The organism is Arthrobacter sp. GCM10027362, from assembly GCF_042679445.1.
GTDB lineage: Bacteria > Actinomycetota > Actinomycetes > Actinomycetales > Micrococcaceae > Crystallibacter.
Genome location: NZ_JBHTML010000002.1, coordinates 34,834 through 54,573, shown reverse-complemented (window position 1 = coordinate 54,573; position 19,740 = coordinate 34,834). Strand labels below are relative to the sequence as shown.

Annotated in this window: 16 protein-coding genes and 1 pseudogene; 11 read left to right on the top strand and 6 right to left on the bottom strand. The window is 63.7% G+C overall.

Translation table 11 applies throughout. The annotated features are described in order from the left end of the window. Positions 1 to 122: 122 nt before the first annotated feature. The 3 genes from ACFQ36_RS00735 to ACFQ36_RS00725 all read left to right on the top strand — a co-directional run bounded on the left by ACFQ36_RS00735 (position 123) and on the right by ACFQ36_RS00725 (position 5,423). Positions 123 to 1,265 (top strand): FAD-dependent oxidoreductase, encoded by a 1,143-nt coding sequence (locus ACFQ36_RS00735; RefSeq protein ID WP_377009573.1) that lies wholly within the window; start codon positions 123 to 125, stop codon positions 1,263 to 1,265. After that, positions 1,265 to 2,521, top strand: coding sequence for an allantoate amidohydrolase (locus tag ACFQ36_RS00730; protein ID WP_377009571.1), 1,257 nt, complete (start codon positions 1,265 to 1,267; stop codon positions 2,519 to 2,521). The genes ACFQ36_RS00735 and ACFQ36_RS00730 overlap by 1 nt, the downstream gene beginning before the upstream one ends. A gap of 121 nt (positions 2,522 to 2,642) precedes the next feature. Continuing rightward, positions 2,643 to 5,423: an aminotransferase class I/II-fold pyridoxal phosphate-dependent enzyme gene (locus tag ACFQ36_RS00725; RefSeq protein WP_377009569.1), complete on the top strand. Its 2,781-nt coding sequence runs from the start codon at positions 2,643 to 2,645 to the stop codon at positions 5,421 to 5,423. Positions 5,424 to 5,664: 241 nt separating this feature from the next. Here ACFQ36_RS00725 and ACFQ36_RS00720 read toward each other — a convergent pair whose 3' ends face one another. Next, positions 5,665 to 5,937, bottom strand: coding sequence for a hypothetical protein (locus ACFQ36_RS00720; RefSeq protein WP_377009567.1), 273 nt, complete (start codon positions 5,935 to 5,937; stop codon positions 5,665 to 5,667). 417 nt (positions 5,938 to 6,354) lie between these two features. Here ACFQ36_RS00720 and ACFQ36_RS00715 point away from each other — a divergent pair, with 417 nt between their 5' ends. Then, complete coding sequence (locus ACFQ36_RS00715) at positions 6,355 to 7,659, top strand: Glu/Leu/Phe/Val dehydrogenase (RefSeq protein WP_377009565.1); 1,305 nt, start codon at positions 6,355 to 6,357, stop codon at positions 7,657 to 7,659. 75 nt (positions 7,660 to 7,734) lie between these two features. Then, positions 7,735 to 7,968, top strand: coding sequence for a hypothetical protein (locus ACFQ36_RS00710; protein WP_377009563.1), 234 nt, complete (start codon positions 7,735 to 7,737; stop codon positions 7,966 to 7,968). Positions 7,969 to 8,904: 936 nt separating this feature from the next. On the opposite strand, the gene lysA is transcribed toward ACFQ36_RS00710, so the two are convergent. The 5 genes from lysA to ACFQ36_RS00685 all read right to left on the bottom strand — a co-directional run bounded on the left by lysA (position 8,905) and on the right by ACFQ36_RS00685 (position 13,594). After that, entirely contained in the window at positions 8,905 to 10,191 is a 1,287-nt protein-coding gene (gene lysA / locus ACFQ36_RS00705; protein ID WP_377009561.1) for a diaminopimelate decarboxylase, read from the bottom strand. A gap of 498 nt (positions 10,192 to 10,689) precedes the next feature. Next, the gene (locus tag ACFQ36_RS00700; RefSeq protein ID WP_377009559.1) at positions 10,690 to 11,538 is read right to left on the bottom strand and encodes a substrate-binding periplasmic protein; all 849 of its coding nucleotides are present in this window, start codon (positions 11,536 to 11,538) and stop codon (positions 10,690 to 10,692) included. 30 nt (positions 11,539 to 11,568) lie between these two features. Continuing rightward, a complete protein-coding gene (locus ACFQ36_RS00695; protein WP_377009557.1) occupies positions 11,569 to 12,207 on the bottom strand; it encodes an amino acid ABC transporter permease in 639 nt (212 codons plus the stop codon). 2 nt (positions 12,208 to 12,209) lie between these two features. Next, positions 12,210 to 12,848: an amino acid ABC transporter permease gene (locus tag ACFQ36_RS00690; protein ID WP_377009555.1), complete on the bottom strand. Its 639-nt coding sequence runs from the start codon at positions 12,846 to 12,848 to the stop codon at positions 12,210 to 12,212. After that, a complete protein-coding gene (locus ACFQ36_RS00685) occupies positions 12,845 to 13,594 on the bottom strand; it encodes an amino acid ABC transporter ATP-binding protein (RefSeq protein WP_377009553.1) in 750 nt (249 codons plus the stop codon). The genes ACFQ36_RS00690 and ACFQ36_RS00685 overlap by 4 nt, the downstream gene beginning before the upstream one ends. Positions 13,595 to 13,861: 267 nt before the next feature. Between ACFQ36_RS00685 and ACFQ36_RS00680 the strand changes: the two genes are divergently transcribed. The 6 genes and pseudogenes from ACFQ36_RS00680 to pruA all read left to right on the top strand — a co-directional run bounded on the left by ACFQ36_RS00680 (position 13,862) and on the right by pruA (position 19,420). Further along, positions 13,862 to 14,482 carry a HutD family protein gene (locus tag ACFQ36_RS00680; RefSeq protein ID WP_377009551.1) on the top strand — a complete coding sequence of 207 codons (621 nt, stop codon included), beginning with the start codon at positions 13,862 to 13,864 and terminating at the stop codon, positions 14,480 to 14,482. A gap of 27 nt (positions 14,483 to 14,509) precedes the next feature. Beyond that, a complete protein-coding gene (locus ACFQ36_RS00675) occupies positions 14,510 to 15,547 on the top strand; it encodes an FUSC family protein (RefSeq protein WP_377009549.1) in 1,038 nt (345 codons plus the stop codon). A gap of 19 nt (positions 15,548 to 15,566) precedes the next feature. Beyond that, positions 15,567 to 15,661: pseudogene (locus ACFQ36_RS00670) on the top strand (IS5/IS1182 family transposase); the annotation flags it as partial. Between the two features lie 381 nt (positions 15,662 to 16,042). Further along, on the top strand, positions 16,043 to 16,954 hold the full coding sequence (locus tag ACFQ36_RS00665; protein WP_377009548.1) for a proline dehydrogenase family protein: 912 nt from the start codon (positions 16,043 to 16,045) through the stop codon (positions 16,952 to 16,954). A gap of 88 nt (positions 16,955 to 17,042) precedes the next feature. Further along, the gene (locus ACFQ36_RS00660; RefSeq protein WP_377009546.1) at positions 17,043 to 17,717 is read left to right on the top strand and encodes a GntR family transcriptional regulator; all 675 of its coding nucleotides are present in this window, start codon (positions 17,043 to 17,045) and stop codon (positions 17,715 to 17,717) included. A gap of 56 nt (positions 17,718 to 17,773) precedes the next feature. After that, positions 17,774 to 19,420 (top strand): L-glutamate gamma-semialdehyde dehydrogenase, encoded by a 1,647-nt coding sequence (pruA, locus tag ACFQ36_RS00655; protein ID WP_377009544.1) that lies wholly within the window; start codon positions 17,774 to 17,776, stop codon positions 19,418 to 19,420. Positions 19,421 to 19,740: the final 320 nt, after the last annotated feature.

Here is a 19,740-nt window from a genome sequence, read left to right as displayed (position 1 = left end):
TCGTGAAGGAGCAACAATATCGATATAAATAATATTGGACTCAATGCTAGTCCGGGTGGGTTACTGGAAACAGAAGGGGATACGCAAGACGATTCCCCCATTCCATTCCAGAAGGAGCCATCATGGAATCGACCCAATACGCCGTCATCGGGGCGGGGCTGGCCGGAGCCGCCACAGCCTGGCAGCTTGCCAGCCGGGGCCACGAGGTCACACTGCTCGAACGCTCAACTCCCGCCAACGATGCCGGCAGTTCTCACGGATCAGCGCGCATCTTTCGGTACGCCTACCCGGAGGAGTTCTACACACGCCTTGTCCAGGAGGCGAAAAACGGCTGGGATGAGCTGGCCCGGCTCAGCGGCAAGGAGCTCATCACCCCTGCGGGCGCCGTCGACTACGGCGCCTTACGCCAGCCCGAGCAGCTGGCAGGGGTGCTGGAATCCTGCGGCATCGACCACGAGTTGCTGAGCGCTGAGCAAGCGCGGACCCGGTGGCCGCAGATCGCCTTCGACACCCAGGTCCTCTGGCATCCGGGCGCGGGAGTAATCGATGCCCATGAATCCGTATCCTCCATGGTGGACCAGGCCGTCGCTCACGGCGCCCAGCTGCTGACCAACTGGGCCGTCGACTCCATTGTCCAGTCCGACAGTGGCTACGTCCTGACGTCCTGCGACGGACGCTCACTGGCGGCAGGCAACATCGTCGTTGCCGCAGGCGGCTGGCTTCCTTGGCTGCTCGGATCGCTGGCGTTGCCATCGTCCTTCATCGCCCAGATGCCCTCCCTCGAAGTCCGCCAGGAGCAGGCCTACCACTTTCCCTACGCGGATGCTTCCGACACCGCCTACACGCCGTGGCCGACGTTTATTCACAAGCGCGCAGGCTGGCAGGCATACGGCCTGCCGGGAGGCCGGGACGCCGAATTCCGCGGCCAGAAGGTGGCCCAGTACAACGGCGGCAAGATCCTGCCCTCGGCCGCCGAACAGGATGGCCGGATTGATCCGGAGAACCGCCGCCGCGTGGTGGAGTACGTGGAGAAGTACCTGCCCGGCCTCATTCCGGAACCCTACGCCGAAACGACCTGCCTGTTCACGAACACACCGTCCGAAGACTTCATTCTCGACCGCGTCGACGGCATTACCGTTCTCTCCCCCTGCTCCGGCCATGGTGGGAAGTTTGCCCCGCTGATCGGACAACTTGCCGCGGATCTGGCCACCGGTGCCGGGTCAGTCCCCGAGCAGTTCCGTCTTGCGGCGATCGGTGCCCGCTAATGGCTCCGGACGTGGAGACCACCCCCCCGCCGGCGGCAGTTCCGAGCGCAACAGTCACCGGCCTTCTGGCTGAAATCGCAAAGACGGGTGCGGACAGCCAGCGTGGCGGCTACACGCGGCCTGTCTTCTCCACGGCTGAAATGGATTTGCGCAGCTGGTTCGTAGACCAGGCCACGAAGCGGGGCTTGGCGGTCGAACACGATCCCAACGGCGGCATCTGGGCATGGTGGGATGTTCCCTGGGGCGACCGGAGCAACAGCCTGGTCACCGGCAGCCACCTCGACTCGGTGCCCGGCGGCGGCGCATTCGATGGCCCGCTGGGTGTGGCTTCTGCCCTGGTGGCCGTCGATATCCTCAAGTCCAGGCTGCAGGCGCCGTCCCGGCCGCTGGCAATTGTTGTATTCGCCGAAGAGGAAGGTTCGAGGTTCGGCGTCGCGTGCCTTGGGTCGCGCCTGACGACCGGTGCCATCGATCCGGACAAAGCCCGCAGCCTGAAGGATCCCGAGGGGGCTACGTTCGCGGAGGTAGCCCGGGCGAGCGGGGTTGAGCCGCGTTTCATTGGGCGGGACGAGGAACGCCTGTCCCAGATCGGCGCCTTCGTAGAACTGCATGTGGAGCAGGGCCGCGGCCTGATTGACCTGGACCGCCCGCTGGCCATCGCCTCCTCGATTATCGGGCACGGCCGGTGGCGCTTCAGCCTGCATGGGCAGGGCAACCACGCCGGAACGACACTGATGAGCGACCGGCGGGACCCCATGGTCGCGGCCGCCAGGATCGTCGTGGCCATCCGTGACACCGCACGGAAACAGCCGCATGCGCGTGCCACGGTGGGGCGCCTGCAGCCGGTACCGGGAGGAACGAACGTGATTGCCTCCCGGGTCGATTTCTGGCTCGACGTCAGGCACCCGGACGACGCCGTGACTGCCTCTATCGTTGAGAGCATCCACGAAGCTGCACGGCTGATTGCGGCGGACGAGGGCTGCGCGGTCGAGATGAGTGAAGAGTCCCTCAGCCAGACCGTGCACTTTGATACGGGCCTGCAGCAGGCCCTCGAGCGTGCCCTGCCTCAGGCCCCCGTCCTGGACACCGGTGCAGGGCACGACGCAGGCGTGCTGTCCCCCTATGTTCCAACCGCAATGGTCTTCGTCCGGAATCCCAGCGGAGTCTCGCACTCGCCTGAAGAACATGTCCTCGACGAGGATGCTGAGACCGGTGCACGTGCCCTGGCTGACGCCCTTCAAAGCATGATGGGCTGAGCGCCACAAAGGCACCCGCGTCACTGAGGCGGCGCGGGTTCCTTCCCACCTGGCTGCCGGCCACAACCGCAGCCGGAAATCCTCCCCACCCCACAAAGCCAAAGCGCCCGGAGCTTGCGGTGTGGCGTTCGTCAACGACGACAGCGCCGAAGGCTCCGCTCAGGAAAAGGACACACCTTTGAATCCCGCCGCCCCAGACCTGTACACCGTCCATGACACGAGCGAGGCCGCAACCCGCAACGTGTGGCGCATGCGGGAAGATCTTTGGGAGTACCTTTCGTATACGGCCGACAAGGTGGGAACCGGTCTGGCCGCGGAAGCGGAAGAACATCTGCACAGGGAGATGCTTCAGGTACTCAAGCGTCTGGACCTGGTCGAGGGCTACTGGGCCCACCCCGGCCTGGCAGCAGTTGAAGAGCTTCGCCAACTGATCGAAGAACGGGACTTCGCGGCCCTCGCGGAGGCTGTTGAGGCCATCAAGCACTATCGGCGCCGGACGCCGGAGGGCTCGCCGAATGCCTTTGCAGACGGCGCCGGCGACAGGGGCGGGCAGCGGCAGGAGGGCCGTCCGCGCTTTGAGGTCCTGCTCGTTGACGACTGTTCGCCCGAAGACGGAGCGGTTTTTGTCCAGGACATGTTTCGGCAGAGGCGGCCGCAGGACCCCTTCATCTATGACATCAACATTGTCCCCAGCTTCGAAGACGCCATCGCCGCGCTGCTGCTGAACGGTGACATCCAGGCCTGCGTGATCCGGCCCGGGTTCCAGACCCGGTCCCGGCGCCCCCTCGAAGGAGACATGCGCGAGTTCGTCGCCAGGAACTCGCCCCAGGATCTCGACCCCGGCCGGCCCATCCAGCGAATCCTCAAACTCGCGGAAAAAATCGCTGAACTGCGGCCCGCCCTGGACCTGTACCTGGTCGCCGGGGTTTCGATCGAAAAGCTGGGCGGCTCACTGACCAGCCACTTCAGCCGGATCTTCCTCCGCGCAGACAGCCTGGAGTTGCATCTGTCGATCCTGCAGGGCGTGAACGCCCGCTACGAGACGCCCTTTTTCACGGCCATCCAAAACCACAGCAGACGCCCTGGGGGCGTCTTCCACGCCTTGCCGGTATCCCGCGGCGGCTCCGTCTCCAGTTCGAAGTGGATCAAGGACATGGAAGAGTTTTATGGCCTGAACCTTCTCCTGGCGGAAACATCGGCCACCTCCGGAGGCCTCGATTCGCTGCTTGACCCCCACGGGTCCATTCGTGAAGCACAGCGCCTCGCCGCGCGGGCGTTTGGTGCCCGCCAGACGTTCTTTGTCACCAACGGGACCTCTACGGCGAACAAGATCGTCCATCAGGCGATGGTGGCGCCCGGCGACGTCGTTCTGGTGGACCGTAACTGCCACAAGTCCCATCACTATGCCCTGCTGCTGGCAGGAGCCAAAGTTGCCTATCTTGAGGCGTACTCCCTCAACGGGTTTTCCCTGTACGGCGGCGTGCCCCTGAGACGGATCAAGCAGATGCTGCTCGACTACCGGCGTGCCGGACGTCTGGACGAAGTGAAGATGCTGGCGCTGACCAACTGTACCTTTGACGGCATCGTCTACGATGTCGAACGAGTCATGGAGGAATGTCTGGCCATCAAGCCGGACCTTGTCTTCCTCTGGGACGAGGCATGGTTCGCCTTCGCAGGATTCCATCCCATATACCGCCGTCGTACCGCCATGGCCGCAAGCCAGGCCCTTGAACGGAAGTTCCGCGACCCCTCGGTGCGCGAGCAGCACCAGGCGCAGGCGGCGGAACTCTTTGACCCCGCAACCGGGGAGCCTTGCGACGATGAGCTGTGGCTGGAGACGCGGCTCGTCCCCGATCCGGCCAAGGCCAGGATCCGCGTGTACTCCACCCAGTCCACGCACAAGACGCTGACATCGCTGCGGCAGGGATCGATGATCCATGTTTACGACCAGGATTTCGCCGGACTGAGCGAAGAGGCCTTCCGCGAGGCCTACATGACGCACACCTCCACCTCTCCCAACTACCAGATACTCGCGTCTCTGGACGTCGGCCGCCGCCAGGCCGAGCTGGAAGGCTGCGAACTCGTACACAAGCAGGCCGATCTGGCGGCCAGCATCGCCGAGGCCATCGAACACCATCCGCTGCTGAAGAAGTACTTCAGGATCCTGAACACTCTTGAGCTCGTGCCTGCCGAGTACCGCAAGACCGATTCCCCCACGCCCATGCTCGACGGCCTCTCACGAATGGCCGAAGCGTGGCAGAACGACGAGTTCGTTGTCGACCCCAGCCGCCTGACGATGTATATCGGGGCCACGGGGGTGGATGGAGACACCTTCCGGCACCGGTACCTCATGGACGAGCACGGCATCCAGGTCAACAAGACCTCGCGGAACAGCGTTCTGTTCATGACAAATATCGGCACCTCCCGCAGCTCCGTCGCCTACCTGATCGAAGTGCTGGTCAAGCTCGCAGAATCGTTCGAGGCAGCCACTGCGGCCCTCAGCCCGCGCGCCTTGGCCGCACACAGGGCGCACATTGCCAGGCTTACCCAGGGCGCTCCGCCGCTGCCGGACTTCAGCAGCTTCGCCGCCAAGTTCCGGTCGGACGCCGTCCTGCCGGATGGCTGCCTGCGGACCGCGTTCTTCGAGACATACACGCCGGATTCCTGCGATTACCTGACGGAGTCAGCTGTCCGGGAACGGCTGCTCCGGGGCCAAGAGGTCACATCGGCAGCGTTCGTAACCCCCTACCCCCCGGGCTTTCCGGTGCTGGTCCCCGGCCAGCTGATCACCTCGAACATCCTGGACTTCATGGCGGCCCTGGGCACCCGGGAAGTGCACGGCTACGACCGCGAACATGGCTACCGAGTGCTGCGCACGGCAGGCCTGCCGGTCGAGCCCTGAACGGCGGTGCCGCGCGGGCACCGGCCGTAATTCGTCAAGGTATACGGAAACATTCGCGCCTGACATCGCGTCTGCTGGACCAGCAGCCGGCCGGATTACCGCTTCCCGAGGCCGCGCCCTGGTAATGGCGGGGGTGTAAAGCAAGTGAGCTTCAGCGTGACAATTCTCCAGGCCAGCGTGCGGGTGGCTAATTGTCGTTCACGGGAATGAGCCCGCTCGGGGCCGCAGGGCTGTTCACATGTCAGCTTTGCGCCTCTCCCTGTTTCTCCGGGCGCAGTTTGGCCTGCTCCACGAGTTCGGTGATCCAGGGCCGGTGTCCGCGGTGGAGGACCATGCCCTCGGGCAGGTTATGGACCGTGGCGCCGGTACCGGCCGCATCGATGGTGACCGGTCCGGCGCCCGTGGGCGCGTTGGTGATGTGCAGGTCGCCGAAGGACTCCGGCAGCACCGGGTCCAGCCACAGGCCGCCAAGGGAGACGTACGCGTCAAGGCGTCGTGGACCGGGCCGAACCACAGGCAGCGGCCCATGTTGGAGGCACAGGCGTCCGGAATGCGTCCGGGCTCCAAGGCCTCAGTGCCGCGGACCTGCCCAGCGACGGCACCGCTAGCTCCGCGGGCTACTTAGGCAACAGGCCTGATCAGTTTCATTATTTCTGTGCACGAAATAATGTGATCACAAAAAATATTGGACCTCGCTTATTCGATATGGCTTACTGGAAGGAAACCAGCAGCTGGCACGAAAATCCCGAAGGAATTGCCGGCACCGGGTCTGCGAAAACACCGTCCGTCGACGGGGCGCTCCGGCTATCCGTGACCCGGGATGGCATCTTCTCTACCTTCGGACGATGCCTGCCCGCCTGCATTGGTCGACTAGCAGCCGTTTCCTGACATCCGTTCGGATCAACTCCGCAATTCAAGGACCCGTTGGACAATGACTATCGATGCCTCGACCTCAATCCGCAGCAGCCATGAGTCGGTTGGTCTGGGAACCGATCAAGACAATCCACTGACCAATGCCAGGAGCCAACTCGAAGCGGCTGCCCGGACTCTCGGCTTTGACCACGGGATGCATCAAATTCTCGCAAATCCCAGGCGCGAGATGATTGTTCAAATCCCGTTGCGGCTCGACAACGGCGGAGTTGAAGTATTCACGGGTTACCGCGTCCAGCACAATTTCTCCCGCGGGCCCGCCAAGGGCGGGCTTCGTTACAGCCCGCATGTTTCATTGGACGAAGTCCGCGCTCTGGCCATGTGGATGACCTGGAAATGCACCTTGCTGGACGTTCCCTACGGCGGAGCGAAGGGCGGGATCACCATTGATCCCAGGCAGTATTCCCGCGGCGAGCTCGAGCGGCTCACCCGGCGCTACACCAGCGAAATCCTTCCAATCATTGGCCCCGAACGTGATATTCCGGCTCCGGATATTGGAACAGACGAGCACACCATGGCCTGGATGATGGACACCTTTTCCGTTGCCAGCGGGTACACCGTTCCAGCCGTAGTAACAGGTAAACCCGTGAGCGTGGGAGGAAGCCTGGGGCGCTCGTCCTCCACGTCCAAGGGCGTGGTGCACATTGCTCTGGCAGCCCTGGAGCACAAGGGCCTGAACCCGGCCCGCTGTACCGCTGCGATCCAAGGCTTCGGAAAGGTCGGCGCAGGAGCGGCCGAGCTCTTGGCCAAGGCCGGGGTTCGCGTGGTTGCGGTCGGTGACCAGTACGGTGCGGTCTATTCAAGCAAAGGACTCAATATCCGTCACCTCGCCGAGCATGCAGGCCGAACTGGAAGTGTGGCAGGCTTTGCGGAAGCGGAACCGGTTCCTTCCGAAGCGTTGCTGGAACTGAACGTTGATTTGCTTGTACCGGCAGCTGTCGAAGGTGTCTTGAACCGGATGAACGCCAGAAAGGTGCAGGCGAAGGTTATTGTCGAAGGTGCCAATGGTCCCACCACAGCCGATGCCGACGCAATATTCCAGGAAGCGGGAACATTGGTCGTGCCGGACATTCTTGCGAACGCCGGAGGCGTCATCGTCTCCTACTTCGAATGGGTCCAGGGAAACCAGGCCTACTGGTGGACCGAGGCAGAAGTGGACGAGCGGCTCGAACATCGAATGCTTGCCGCGTGGCATAACCTTTTGGAAACCCAGCGAAAACTGGGTCTGACCCTCCGGGAAACCGCGACCGCCACCGCTGTGGACAAGGTCGCCAAGGCGCATAAAATCCGGGGGCTATACCCCTAGCGCAGGCCTGCACCCCAGCGCCGAATAATCCGCCGATCATACCGATTATTGGCCGTATCCGGGCAAAATTGCGGCGTGCAGGGCAATGGCTTTGACACCGATTTTGTGGATCAGCACTACGGCCCTATTTTTGAGAAAGCTAAGGAAATGGAAGAAATCACCACGCTGGAAAGCGCAGATTTTGCTGCCGGCGGCCTGCTGGCAGCACACGGACCCCAGAGCCTGCCCCGGCCTGCCTCGGTTAAAACCTGTCTGGATGGAGCCGATTTCCTGGAATGCCCGTTCTGCTGGGGACCGGAAACCGACTAAGCCGTCTCCAACCGTCACTCTTCCCCGGGTCCGCGGCAGCCCGGGGGTCAATACGTCAGCAGTTTTGCCGGCAGTTGACCTAAGGCAGCCCACCGCATCCCTCTCGCCTTGCGGCTGGCTGCCTCTTCCAACGCGGGGCTGCAGATCCGCCGCCCACCCCGGAAGACCAGTTTCAAGACACGATGGCTTCATGAAATCCTGGTAGGCGGCCCACGCGTTGGGCGAACCGGACGGCCGCGAGGCCGGCCGACGTCGATATGTCCCGGTCGCTGGTTTCCTAACCCGCCCCAGACCCGGTCGATGGAGGGGCCTCCCCCAAGCCGCAGTGCCCAAAGCGTGCCCCGGGGGGGAGGCGGGCAGCGCACACCGGGCCGGACAGTCGATGCACGGGCCCGGCTGAGGATATACGTTGCGTTCCTGGTTGTTTCGATGCACCTGTTGGTCGAGAAGGCGTTCGTCTGTCAGCCGGGGCGGTTCTCGGGTCGGGGGTCTGCCATGCACTGTAGGTGGCCAGCATGGCTGTCACTTCTGCCCCGTCACTGCGCCAACTGTCTTGTCAGATTGCATCTGCCCATCCCGGTCCGGGGGATCAAGGTTCCAAATGTTGCTCGGGGCTCCCTGGCTGTCCCGACATCCAAGCCGTCATCGGACAGGAGCAAGCGACGCTCCCCCATCGTCGAAAGCCAGAGCCAAAAAACGGACCGGTCACTTGCGTGGCCGTCGATGGTGCCGAGGGCCACAACGTTGTCCCCTGAGGTGACGGCTACAGTTCCACCGCTGGTCACGGAGTGCCAGGAGGAAGGGTCCCATTCCCTGGTATCAAGGCCGGGAGGGGTAAAAGCAGGCTGAATTGGCATTCTGTGTCCTGTCCTTCTACTAGCTTGGGCAGTTCCGGGCACCTGCATGCAACACGGCGCCCCGGCCTGTGGTGCCGGATCAACTCTCTGCGCCAAGGGTTTCCAAGGCGAGGAGGTCCTGAATGGTCTGCCGACGACGGATTAACCGCGTGTGGTTGCCGTCGACCAGCACTTCTGGAATCAGCGGCCGCGAGTTGTAGTTGGAGGACATGCTCGCGCCGTAAGCACCGGTGTCGTAAAACACGACGATGTCCCCGACTTCAGCCGCCGGCAGCGGTATGTGCACCACTTCCCCGTCTTCGGACTGGGTGAATACGTCCCCGGCCTCACAAAGGGGGCCGGCGATGACGGTGGGTACCGGCGGCCCCGACCTGGGCGTACCGTCCGGCGTCAGCAGCCTAACGGCGTGCCGGCTGCCATACAGGACAGGGGGCATTAGATCGTTAAATCCTGCATCCACCAGCAGGAAACGGTTATGTCCCATCAACTTATGCGCGCGTACCTCCGTGGCGAGGATTCCCGCCCCTGCACCGAGGAAACGTCCCGGTTCAATTTCCAGACGGACGGCGTGGCCAAGGTCCGAGGCGATTTCCTGCCTGGCTGCGTCCCAAAGCCTGAAGTACTTGTCCGTGTCCAGTTCCGGTTGATCCGGACCATACGGCACGGACAGGCCTCCTCCGGCAGATACCGCCCGGATGTCCCGGCCGCTTCGCCGTACCTGATGCACCATGGCCCCGGAGACCTGCTCGAGGTGCGCGTAGTCCACGCCCGAGCCAATGTGCATGTGAAAGCCGACCAGGTCCAAGCCATAACGGTCGACGAGGCGAAGGCTCGCTTCGAGATGTTGGTGCCAGATGCCGTGTTTACTGTGCGCTCCACCTGTATTGGTCTTGCGACTGTGTCCGTGGCCGAAGCCCGGGTCGATGCGGATCCAGATCGGATGACCGGGTGATGCGGCTCCAAGTTGCTCGAGCATCTGCGGAGACCCTGCATTGACGGGCACGCGAAGGTCGACCACCCTCTTGAGAGTAGAGCGGTCCAGGATATCGGCGGTAAGGACGATCGGCTGGTGGGGTCCGGTTGGTCTGTACCCGGCTGTTAGCGCACGTTCGATTTCCCCACAGGAGACCGAATCGACGAGGACGCCTGCGGCACGCATGAGCCTGAGGATGTGCGTGTTGGAGCACGCCTTCTGCGCATAGCGGATCACGTCGAATTGGCGCAGCCGGTCGATCTGCGCGCGGATCCGGTCGGCGTCGTAGGCCCAGACCGGTGTGCCGTACCGGCGAGAGATCTCGATGATCCTCGGACCGTCGAGGCAGGCGGCAAAGGTGCGGGCATATGCTGTTGTGCGGTCACCGGTCATGGTTGTTTCCCGTCAGGCCGCGGAAAGGAAGACCCATGCAACGCGGTCTCCTCTGTAGGTTGGCATGATGGCGCCCTCGCCGAACATCGATGCGGAGCTGATTACTGCGGACGGGGCCCACCAGCCGCTCACCGGGCAGTGCGTCCCCGTGGATGCACTGAGCCGCCTACGGGAACCGCTTACCCCCAGCGGCGAAGCCAGCCGCTTGACTTTCTTCATCTGGATTCCTTCCTGCACGCTTATCTGCAGGCCCCACGACGTCTACCAAATCGAATCCGCGCCTTCTGCGACAAAGGTCTTCTTAGATCTTCCTGAAGCCTGCCGGTGATCGGCGGCGGCCGGCGGGTTGTGCCGCACTGCAGCTTGTTCCGCCGGTTACCCCATTCGTGCAGGATGCTCCCTGTCCCGGGTGCGAAAACGGTGGTCGTGCATATACAGCAAAGGGCGGCTGGAGGATCCAGCCGCCCTTTATCCGGTTGCTGAAGCCGACAGCTCCTGCTAGCCGGCGGGCGAAGCGTCTACGTTGGCTGCCAATCCGGGCAAGCCATTATCCTCAAGTGCCTTCTTCAAGGAGCCGTCTTCGCGCATGTTGGTCACGATTTGATTGACCGCGTCCCGCAGCACGGTCTTGTCCTTATTGACAAGGACGGCAGTGCGGGCGGCTCCAACCGACGCCTGGATCCTCTGGTCGGGCTTGAGTTCGGTGACCGTCAGCTTGGAGTCCTTGTTGTTCTTGAGCAGCTGCTGGGCGGCGCCGTAGGTCATCACGCCCGCTCCGACGCGGCCATTCTTGACGTCCTGGTAGACGGCGTCCTCGGTGGCGTAGAGCTTGACCTTGTCATTGCCCAGCGTCTTCTGCAGGTCTCCGACCCAGAGGTATCCCTGCGGGGTGCCGACCGTGCCCCCGCTGATGCCGTCGATGGTGTCGGCGCCGTTGGAGGTCAGCAGGGCCATCTTGTCCAGGTAGACGGGGTCGCTGATGGCGAACTGCTGCGCTCGCTCTTTGTTGATGTACCAGTTACCGGCCGAGAGGTCGACGCTGCCGTTTTTAACTGACTCGATGATGGCAGTGAAACTGGAGGTCTTGGCATCGGGCTCCAAGCAAAGGTCCTTGGCAATCCTCTTGAGGACCTCTCCGTCAACGCCCGACAATGATCCGCCCTTCATGGAAACATAGGGCGGGTATTCGGCAACGGCGGCGGTGAGCTTGCCCTCGTTCGCGGTTTTCACACCGGACACTACGGGCTTACAGTCGGACGGCACCGCACCGCTGCTGCTCGCCGTGCCGCATGCCGCCAAGGGCAGAATCGCGGCGATCATCAGGGTGGACAGTTTGATTTTGGACATTGGAACTCATTCCTGGAAGGTTGGCGGAGGTTAACGGGTCTTGCTGTGCACTGCATCCACGAGCCGGGACACCACGATGGACAGGGCCGCGTAAATAAGACCGGCCAATGCGAAAACACTCAGGAACTCGAAAGTCACCGAGCCAATCTGGTAGGCGCTGTTCAGCAGTTCCGGAAGGGCTATCGCGTACCCGAGGCTTGTGGCCTGAAAAACGATGACACTGTATGACATCAGCGGGGGGACGATTGCGCGGAAGGCTTGGGGCAGGACGATGTACCGGGCCTCGTCTGCCCAGTTCAGCCCCAGGCTCTGTGCGGCTTCGATGTGCCCGCGGGGAACGCTCAGGAGGCCTGCGCGGAAAATCTCACTGGTGTACGCGCCGGTGTTGACGGCGATGCCCGCAACGGCGGCTGCGAATGACTCCAGCACAATGCCGGAGTCGGGCAAACCGAAGTAGATCAGGTAGAGGACGACCAGGAGCGGGATGCCCCGCCCAAGTTCGACTACCACGATGGTTACCTGCCGCAGGAACCGGGAGCGTGAGATCATCCCGAACGCGAACAGCAGCCCGAGCGGGAGGCCCAGCAGGAGGCTGAGACCGGTCACGGCGAGGCTGGTTTGGAGGCCGGTAAACAGGCCCGGCAGCCACTGAATCCACTGCTCAAACATGATCACACCGCGCTTCTGATTCGGATGAAGCTGTCAGCCTTGCGGGCGAGGACAGCCATGGGGATGCTGACGGTCAAATAGACCAGACCAGCCGCCAGGAAGATGGGCAGGCCGGGGTTTCCCTGCTGGTTCAGCGTCAGGGCCTGGAAGGCGATATCGCTGACTCCGATGACCGAGGCGACGGCAGAGTCCTTCAGCAGCCCCACGGCGTAGGATGCCGACGGCGGGAGGGCGACCCCTATGCCTTGGGGTGCAATAACACGCCAGAACGTGTCACGGCCTGAAAGTCCGAGCGCATTGGCCCCTTCCCACTGTCCCCCCGCCACGGCTTGGATTCCTGCCCGATAGTTTTCGGCCAGGTAGGCGGTGGAAACGGCTCCGAGCGCGAGGCAGGCCGCCAGCAGCGGCGGCAGCGTGATGTACCGGCCGAGGCCGTAGAAAAGGACGAGCATCCAGGCAATCGGGGGGATGCCGCGAACAATCTCGATGTAAGCGGTGGCGAGCCAGCGAAGTGGCGGAATGTCGGAGATTCGTGCGAGGGCAACGGGTACGGCGCACAGGGCGCCAATGAGGAAGGAACCGACCGTGATGATGACGGTGGTACCCAGCCCCTGCAGCAGGAACGGAATTGCCTCGATCACCGCTCCAGCACCGCCTCCAGGAACTTCTTCGTGCGCGCCTCACGCGGGGCGTCGAAGACCTCCTCGGGAGGGCCCTGCTCGACGATCCGGCCGTCGGCCATGAACACCGTCCGATCCGAGACACGCCGTGCAAACGACATTTCGTGGGTCACGACGAGCATCGTCATGCCGGTTGCCGCCAGTTCCTGCATGACCGCGAGGACTTCCCCGCCAAGTTCAGGGTCCAGCGCCGAGGTCGGCTCGTCGAACAGCATGATGCTTGGCTCAAGCGCGAGGGCGCGGGCGATGGCGATGCGCTGCTGCTGCCCGCCGCTGCACCTGCCGGGGCGGGCGTCGGCCTTGTTCGAAAGGCCCACCCGGGTCAGCAGCTCCATTGCGCGGGCCTCGGCCTCATCGTGCGACCGGCCGAGGACCCGTTCCTGGGGCAGGGCCACATTCCTGAGCACGCTGATGTGGGGAAAGAGGTTGAAGGACTGGAACACCATGCCCACCTGGCGCCGCAGCTTCATCAGCTCATTGCGCGTGGGCTTGGATGCAACGGCCACGGCGGGCCGGCCGTCAATGAGCAGTTCCCCGCCCGAGGGCGTCTCCAGGTAGTTTACACAGCGCAGAAGCGTGCTCTTGCCCGCCCCGCTCGGCCCGATGAAAGCGACGACCTCGCCTGCCCTTACGTCCAGGGAGACGTCCGAGAGCACCGTGTGGCCGTGGAACTCCTTGTGGATGTTTCTCAGTTGCAATTGGGGCACGCCCGCTGGGGTGCTGCAAGCGGCCGTTCCGGCGCGGTCTTGTCGGTTCTGGTTCACTGGCTGCTCATCCTCCGGGTGTGCGCCGGGCCGGCGCGTGTATGAGGGGGCAGGGACGGCGGCCCCTGCGTGTCTTACTGATGGCGGGCCGGTTCGTCATCCGGCTGGTCCGAAGCGGCCGAATGTGGTCGGCCTCACAGCTAAAATGTAATCTGTTATCACATATCAGGTCAAGGGTTTTCGGTAACAGCGGCGTAAATTCTTCGCCCTATGCCGTCCTGGCCCGCGGCAATGCAAAGGAATCGCATGCAAGACCGGCCCCCTGCCCGCATCGTCCGCCCGCAGCAACTTGTCCCGTCGGCCTGGGCCAATGGCAGGGGCCGCACGCGGGTGATCAGCAGGCGGCCTGACGTGGCTGCTGGAGAAACTGCCGGCGGCTTCATCTGGAGGCTTAGCCTTGCGGAGCTTGAAGCAGACGCCGATTTCTCTACACTGCCGGGTATTGACAGGGTTTTTGTATTGGCGACCACAGGTCCGGTCATCATAAACGTGGAAAGTATGGCTTCTATTCTCAAGCTGGGCCAGGCAGCCCGATTTCCGGGCGAAGCATCGGTGACTGTCACCCTGCCGGCGGGATCGCCCCAGCTGGGCTTGAACCTGATGACGCGCCAGGACAGTTGTACGGGCGAGCTAAGCGTTGAATTCCGGGACGGCGAGGTTCACCTTGACCCGGACGAAGGCGTGATATCAACTATGGTTCTTGCAGGCCGCGCGCGGCTCATCGACGGACGGACACTTAAGGAGCTTGACACCCTGGTCATGGGAGACGAAGCACAGCGGCTCACGACACACGGTGCACTTCTGGCCACCGCTACCGTGCTGGGATGCTAGTTGAGTCAAAGTAACACTGGAATCCTCATGTCCTCCGTCATGCACCGCGCCGGGGCACTTGTTTCGACCTTCGTCCAACTGCGCGTGGGACGTGAGGACGTTTCCGCAGGCATAAGGATATGCGTCACACTGTTCGCGGCGTGCACTTTGGTGGCCGTCTTCCAGAGGCCGGACTTGACGATATTTGCGGTGTTCGGTGTTTTCCCCGTGATGTTCGGACGCGGATATCCAGGACGCAGAGGCAGAGCCGCTGCCGAACTCCGGGCTGCAGTGATGGTCGCGTCCGGCGTGCTGCTCGGCGCCTTCCTGAATGCCGCCGGAACGCACCCGGCCGAGTTGGTCCTTTGGGAAACCTTCTTTTGTGCGGGCGCCTGCCTGTATACATTCAAGATCCGCAGTACTCCCCCGGGGCCGTTCTTTGGCCTGTTCGCCTTCGGGGCCACCGCCTCTGCCCCGACCCAAGCCGGGACCTCTGGTCCGGTGATCGTCTTTGTCCTGGCCGCAACTGCTGCAATATTGGGCGGCATGCTGCTTCGTCCGGAAACCCGTGTCGACAACAAAGGAGGTGGACAGGCCCGGTGCCGGTCCGCGGCCTGGACATCCCTGATTTCGCATGTCTGTGCGGTGACCCTGGCCGGCCTGCTGGCTCAGCGGGTCGGCGCCCAGCATGGATACTGGGCAATGGCATCGGCTGTGGTGCCGCTCTCGGCCGTCGGTTTTACCGGCATCGTTGGACGCGGGCTGCACAGGATGCTGGGTACTGCTGCCGGCGTGCTGCTGGCAATCCCGGTATTCGCGGTGCTCCAGGCGCCCGTGGCCTTAATGGCCGCAATAGCGCTGATGATGTTTCCCACCGAGATGTACATGCGCAGAAACTATGCGCTGGCTTTGGCCTTTTTCACGCCCTTGATCCTGGCCATGACGGCGCTGGTCGATCTTTCCGGGACCGATGGGGGACAGCTTTTCCTTGACCGAAGCGTGCAGACGCTGATGGGGGCCATAGTCGGGCTGGGTGTGGGCGTTGCAGCTGAACTGGCCCTACCGCGTCGAATGCCAGGAGCCTAGGCCTGTCCTGTGAATCGTCCGGCAGCTGATCAACGCGGTCCTGCTCAACCTGCGAACCGGGGCGCCACCGGGGCGCCGTGGCGGGATCTGCCCGAACGCTACGGCCCTTGGAAGCCTGCCCCGGGCGGCTGCGCAATTGGTGACGCGGGCACACCGGGAGGCCAAAGAGCGTGATGCCTGCGACGATCAGCATTGTCAGGTCCGAGGCGTAAATGACCCGCTGCCGGCGGCGGTCCGAGGGTGATCCTCCGACGAATCCGCCGAGGAAGATACCAACCACAGCCGAGCTAAGCATGGATACACCCTGATTCTCGAGCCTGTGCGGCAGAATCCAGGAGATCCAACTCCCCCTATTGTGTGATTTGTGATCACACAGTAAGGTGTTACCTGCAGCACTCGAAAGAGAGCTGGGCCACAGACTTGGCGACCGCACCCACATCCAAGGAATGGCCGGACCCGCGGCCTAAGCACATGTGACTATCAGGAAGAACCCCCATGCCAAACCGCCTTCTCCTGCACGTTGCAGAGAACAAGAGACTCGAAGCCATCGCAACGCGAAACCGGCTGACCCGCCCCATTGTGGACCGGTACGTCGCCGGCCAGGGCCTGGACGAGGCCTGGCGGGCCACGAAGGCCCTCAACCAGGCCGGGATCGACGTCAGCCTCGACCTTCTGGGCGAGTCCGTCCACGACCTTGCCCAGTCCCGCGCGGCGACCGAGGAATACCAAGGCGCCATCGAGAACATCAAGACCCAGGCCCCGGGGTCAACGGTTTCCGTCAAGCTTTCCCAGCTCGGGATTGTGATCGACCCCCAGGAATGCGCGAACAACCTCAAGATGCTCCTCGCGGCCGGCGCGGCCAACAACGCCGTCGTCGAGGTCGACATGGAGCACAGCTCGGTCGGCCGGGACGAGCTTGCCGTCTACAAGAGCATCCTCCCCGACTACCCGCAAACACGGGTGGCGATCCAGGCGTGCATGCGCCGGACCCCCGGGGATCTCCTCTCCTTCACCGACATCAAGCCGAGGATCCGGCTGGTCAAGGGTGCCTTCGACGAGCAGGGTGAGGACGCGCTCCAGAGCGCCGAAGAGGTCACCGAGCAGTACAAGTACCTCTCCCGCTGGACCCTGGAGAACCTGCCCGACCCGGCCTTCGGCACCCACGACGACACCTGCATCGAGGTAGTCAAGGAACATGCCCGCAGCCTGGGGCTGGACAAGCGGTCCTTCGAATTCCAGATGCTCTACGGCGTGCGGCGGAACCTGCAGGAAGAACTCGTCCGGGACGGCTACCGGGTGCGCGTCTACCTGCCGTACGGCACGCAGTGGTACCCCTACCTGATGCGGCGGATGGCCGAGAAGCCTGCGAACCTCCTGCTCTTCCTGCGCTCCCTCGTCGGAGGCTGACCGTTCCCGCCGCGGTTTATTATTGAGCTTGGATCACAAATCACATAATGAGATCCAGCCGCGTCCAGCCGACAGAACGGAGTTCTCCATGGGTCTTCAGATCGCAAACCCGGTTACCCCCACACTGGTGGCTGACCAAGTGTATGAGGTGCTGGAGAACGCCATTCTGACGGGGTCGCTCGAAGCCGGGGCACCGCTGCGTGTCCGGGATCTTGCCGCCATGGTGGGCACGAGCGTCATGCCTGTGCGGGAGGCGATCCGCCGCTTGGAAGAGGCAGGGTTGGCCACCCGCGCCCCGCACAAGGGCGCCGCCGTTCGGAAGTTTACCGTGACCGAACTCATCCATATCTACGACGTGCGGACCACCCTCGAGGTCCAGGCGGCCACAATGGGGGCGCCGAACGTCAGCAAAAGCGACGTCCGCCACATGGATGCGGCATGCAAGCGGATGCAGAAGGCGGTCGATGACGGCCGGATCGTCGACGCACTGAACCTGGATGAGGAAGTCCTCAGGACCCTGTACAAGGCCTCAGGCAACCCGGTCCTGGTGAGCATAATCGAACAGCTCTGGCTCCAGTGCCGTCCTTACAAGGTCATCGGTGCGTCCGAAGCCGCTGCCAAAAACGACAGTACGCTCTGGACACCGCAGCCATCACTCGTCCAGGCCCTCATGGCCGGTGACACGGCCGCTGCCACCACCATCACGGCAGACTCCCTCGCCAGCGCACGCCGCCGGCTGGAGCTCCGCCTCGAGCCCCACTAAGCCCAACGACGGGACCGTCCGCGCTCCCGGCCCATCCCATAGGAGAACACCAGAAAATGTCTACCCAGTCAGTCAGCCTTGCCGGAAACTTCAAGGTGCCCACCCCCTGCAACGAGCCGTCCCGCGAATTCCGGCCCGGTTCCCCCGAGGCTGCCGCGGTCAAGAAGAAGATCGCCGAGGTAGCGGCCGGCGTCCGGGAGCTGCCGCACGTGATCAACGGCGAACGCTCCCTCGGCGGCGGGCTGCGGGACGTCGTGGCGCCGCACCGCCATTCCCAGGTGCTGGGCCGGATCCCGGCCGCGGACGACGCGGTGACGCAGTCGGCCATCGATGCGTCCCTGGCCGCCCAGCACGACTGGTCGCGCACCCCCTGGTGGGAGCGCGCCGCGATTTTCCTGCGCGCCGGAGACCTCGCCGCCGGCAAGTACCGCGACGAGCTGGTAGCCACCACGATGCTGGGCCAGTCCAAGACGTTCCACCAGGCGGAGATCGACGCCGCCAGCGAGGTAGCGGACTTCTTCCGCTACAACGCCCACTTGGCCCAGCAGATCTACAACGACCAGCCCCCGGCGCTGCAGGGCGAGGCGAACTACCTCGACCAGCGGCCGTTGGAAGGCTTCGTGCTGGCCATCACCCCGTTCAACTTCACCGCGATCGCCAGCAACCTGCCGACCACCGCGGCCCTGATGGGCAACACGGTCGTGTGGAAGCCGTCCGAGAAGTCGGCCCTGAGCAGCGACGTGCTGATGCGGATGTTCGAAGAGGCCGGCCTCCCGCCCGGCGTGATCAACCTCGTGCACGGCTCGGGCCAGGAAGTCTCCGACTACGCCATGGGACACCGCGACTTCGCCGGCCTGACCTTCACCGGTTCCACCGGCGTCTTCCGCAGCCTGTGGAAGAAGGCCGCCGAGAACATCGACCGCTACCGCGCCTTCCCCCGCCTGGTGGGCGAAACCGGCGGCAAGAATGCCGTCCTCGCCCACCCGAGCGCCGATGCCGACGCCGTGCGCACCGCCCTGGTGCGCGGCGCCTTCGAATACCAGGGCCAGAAGTGCTCGGCCGCATCCCGCGCCTACCTGCCCCGCAGCATCTGGAACCGCATCAAGGACGAACTGGTCGAAACCGTCAAATCCCTGCGGGTGGGCGACGTCGCCGAGCACGAGACATATCTGGGCGCGGTCATCGACGAGGGCTCGCTGCGCAAGCTCGAAGGCGCCATCGAGAAGGCCAAGGCCCTCCCGAGCCACACGCTCCTGGCCGGCGGCACCGTGCGCCCGGAGGAGGGATGGTTCGTGGACCCGACCATCTTCGAAACCGACGACCCGCACGCCTTCACCCTGGTCGAGGAGTTCTTCGGACCCCTCCTGGCGGTCTACGTCTACGAGGACAGCGAATGGGACGCCGTGCTGGAGCTGGTTGACCAGACCAGCGACTTCGCCCTGACGCTCTCCATTTTCGCCAACGACCGCCGCGCCGTTTCGGTGGCCCTGGACAGGCTGCGCAACGCCTCGGGCATGACCTACATCAACGACAAGCCCACCGGCGCCCTCATGGGACAGGTCTCCTTCGGCGGTGGCCGCGGCTCCGGCACCAACGACAAGACCGGTTCCCGCCTGGCCCTGCAGCGCTGGATCAGCGGACGGTTCGTGCACGAGAACTTCGCACCCGCCACCGACTGGCGCTACCCCTACCTCGCCCAGTGACCGGTTGGATGCGGGGCGCTTGTCCCCCGCATCCAACCTCCAACGACTGCCGTCCGGTTTTCCTCCCGCCACGGCCCTGGACGGCTTCGGGCAGCCGCCGCTTGATCTGTACAAGCGGCGGCTGCCCCATTCCGGGACTTGCAAGCCCGGCACTTTGAACCTTCTCCCGGATGAAAAACGAGGACCGGGCATCGGAGCATTTCGCTGCGGCCGCTGGCTCGCTCATCCAATCCGCCGGACCAGGGCCGCCCTGGCATCCCTGCCCGGCTGCCGGCGGCGATTCGTCGACTATCTGGAGCATGAGGGAGTCCTTTAGGATC

Excerpts from the sequence above, each read along its gene's own strand:
- ACFQ36_RS00660 (WP_377009546.1), top strand. The coding sequence starts at position 17,043 with ATGGGTCTTCAGATCGCAAACCCGGTTACCCCCACACTGGTGGCTGAC.
- ACFQ36_RS00715 (WP_377009565.1), top strand. The coding sequence starts at position 6,355 with ATGACTATCGATGCCTCGACCTCAATCCGCAGCAGCCATGAGTCGGTT.
- pruA (WP_377009544.1), top strand. The coding sequence starts at position 17,774 with ATGTCTACCCAGTCAGTCAGCCTTGCCGGAAACTTCAAGGTGCCCACC.
- ACFQ36_RS00675 (WP_377009549.1), top strand. The coding sequence starts at position 14,510 with ATGTCCTCCGTCATGCACCGCGCCGGGGCACTTGTTTCGACCTTCGTC.
- lysA (WP_377009561.1), bottom strand. The coding sequence starts at position 10,191 with ATGACCGGTGACCGCACAACAGCATATGCCCGCACCTTTGCCGCCTGC.
- ACFQ36_RS00700 (WP_377009559.1), bottom strand. The coding sequence starts at position 11,538 with ATGTCCAAAATCAAACTGTCCACCCTGATGATCGCCGCGATTCTGCCC.
- ACFQ36_RS00695 (WP_377009557.1), bottom strand. The coding sequence starts at position 12,207 with ATGTTTGAGCAGTGGATTCAGTGGCTGCCGGGCCTGTTTACCGGCCTC.
- ACFQ36_RS00730 (WP_377009571.1), top strand. The coding sequence starts at position 1,265 with ATGGCTCCGGACGTGGAGACCACCCCCCCGCCGGCGGCAGTTCCGAGC.
- ACFQ36_RS00665 (WP_377009548.1), top strand. The coding sequence starts at position 16,043 with ATGCCAAACCGCCTTCTCCTGCACGTTGCAGAGAACAAGAGACTCGAA.
- ACFQ36_RS00680 (WP_377009551.1), top strand. The coding sequence starts at position 13,862 with ATGCCGTCCTGGCCCGCGGCAATGCAAAGGAATCGCATGCAAGACCGG.
- ACFQ36_RS00735 (WP_377009573.1), top strand. The coding sequence starts at position 123 with ATGGAATCGACCCAATACGCCGTCATCGGGGCGGGGCTGGCCGGAGCC.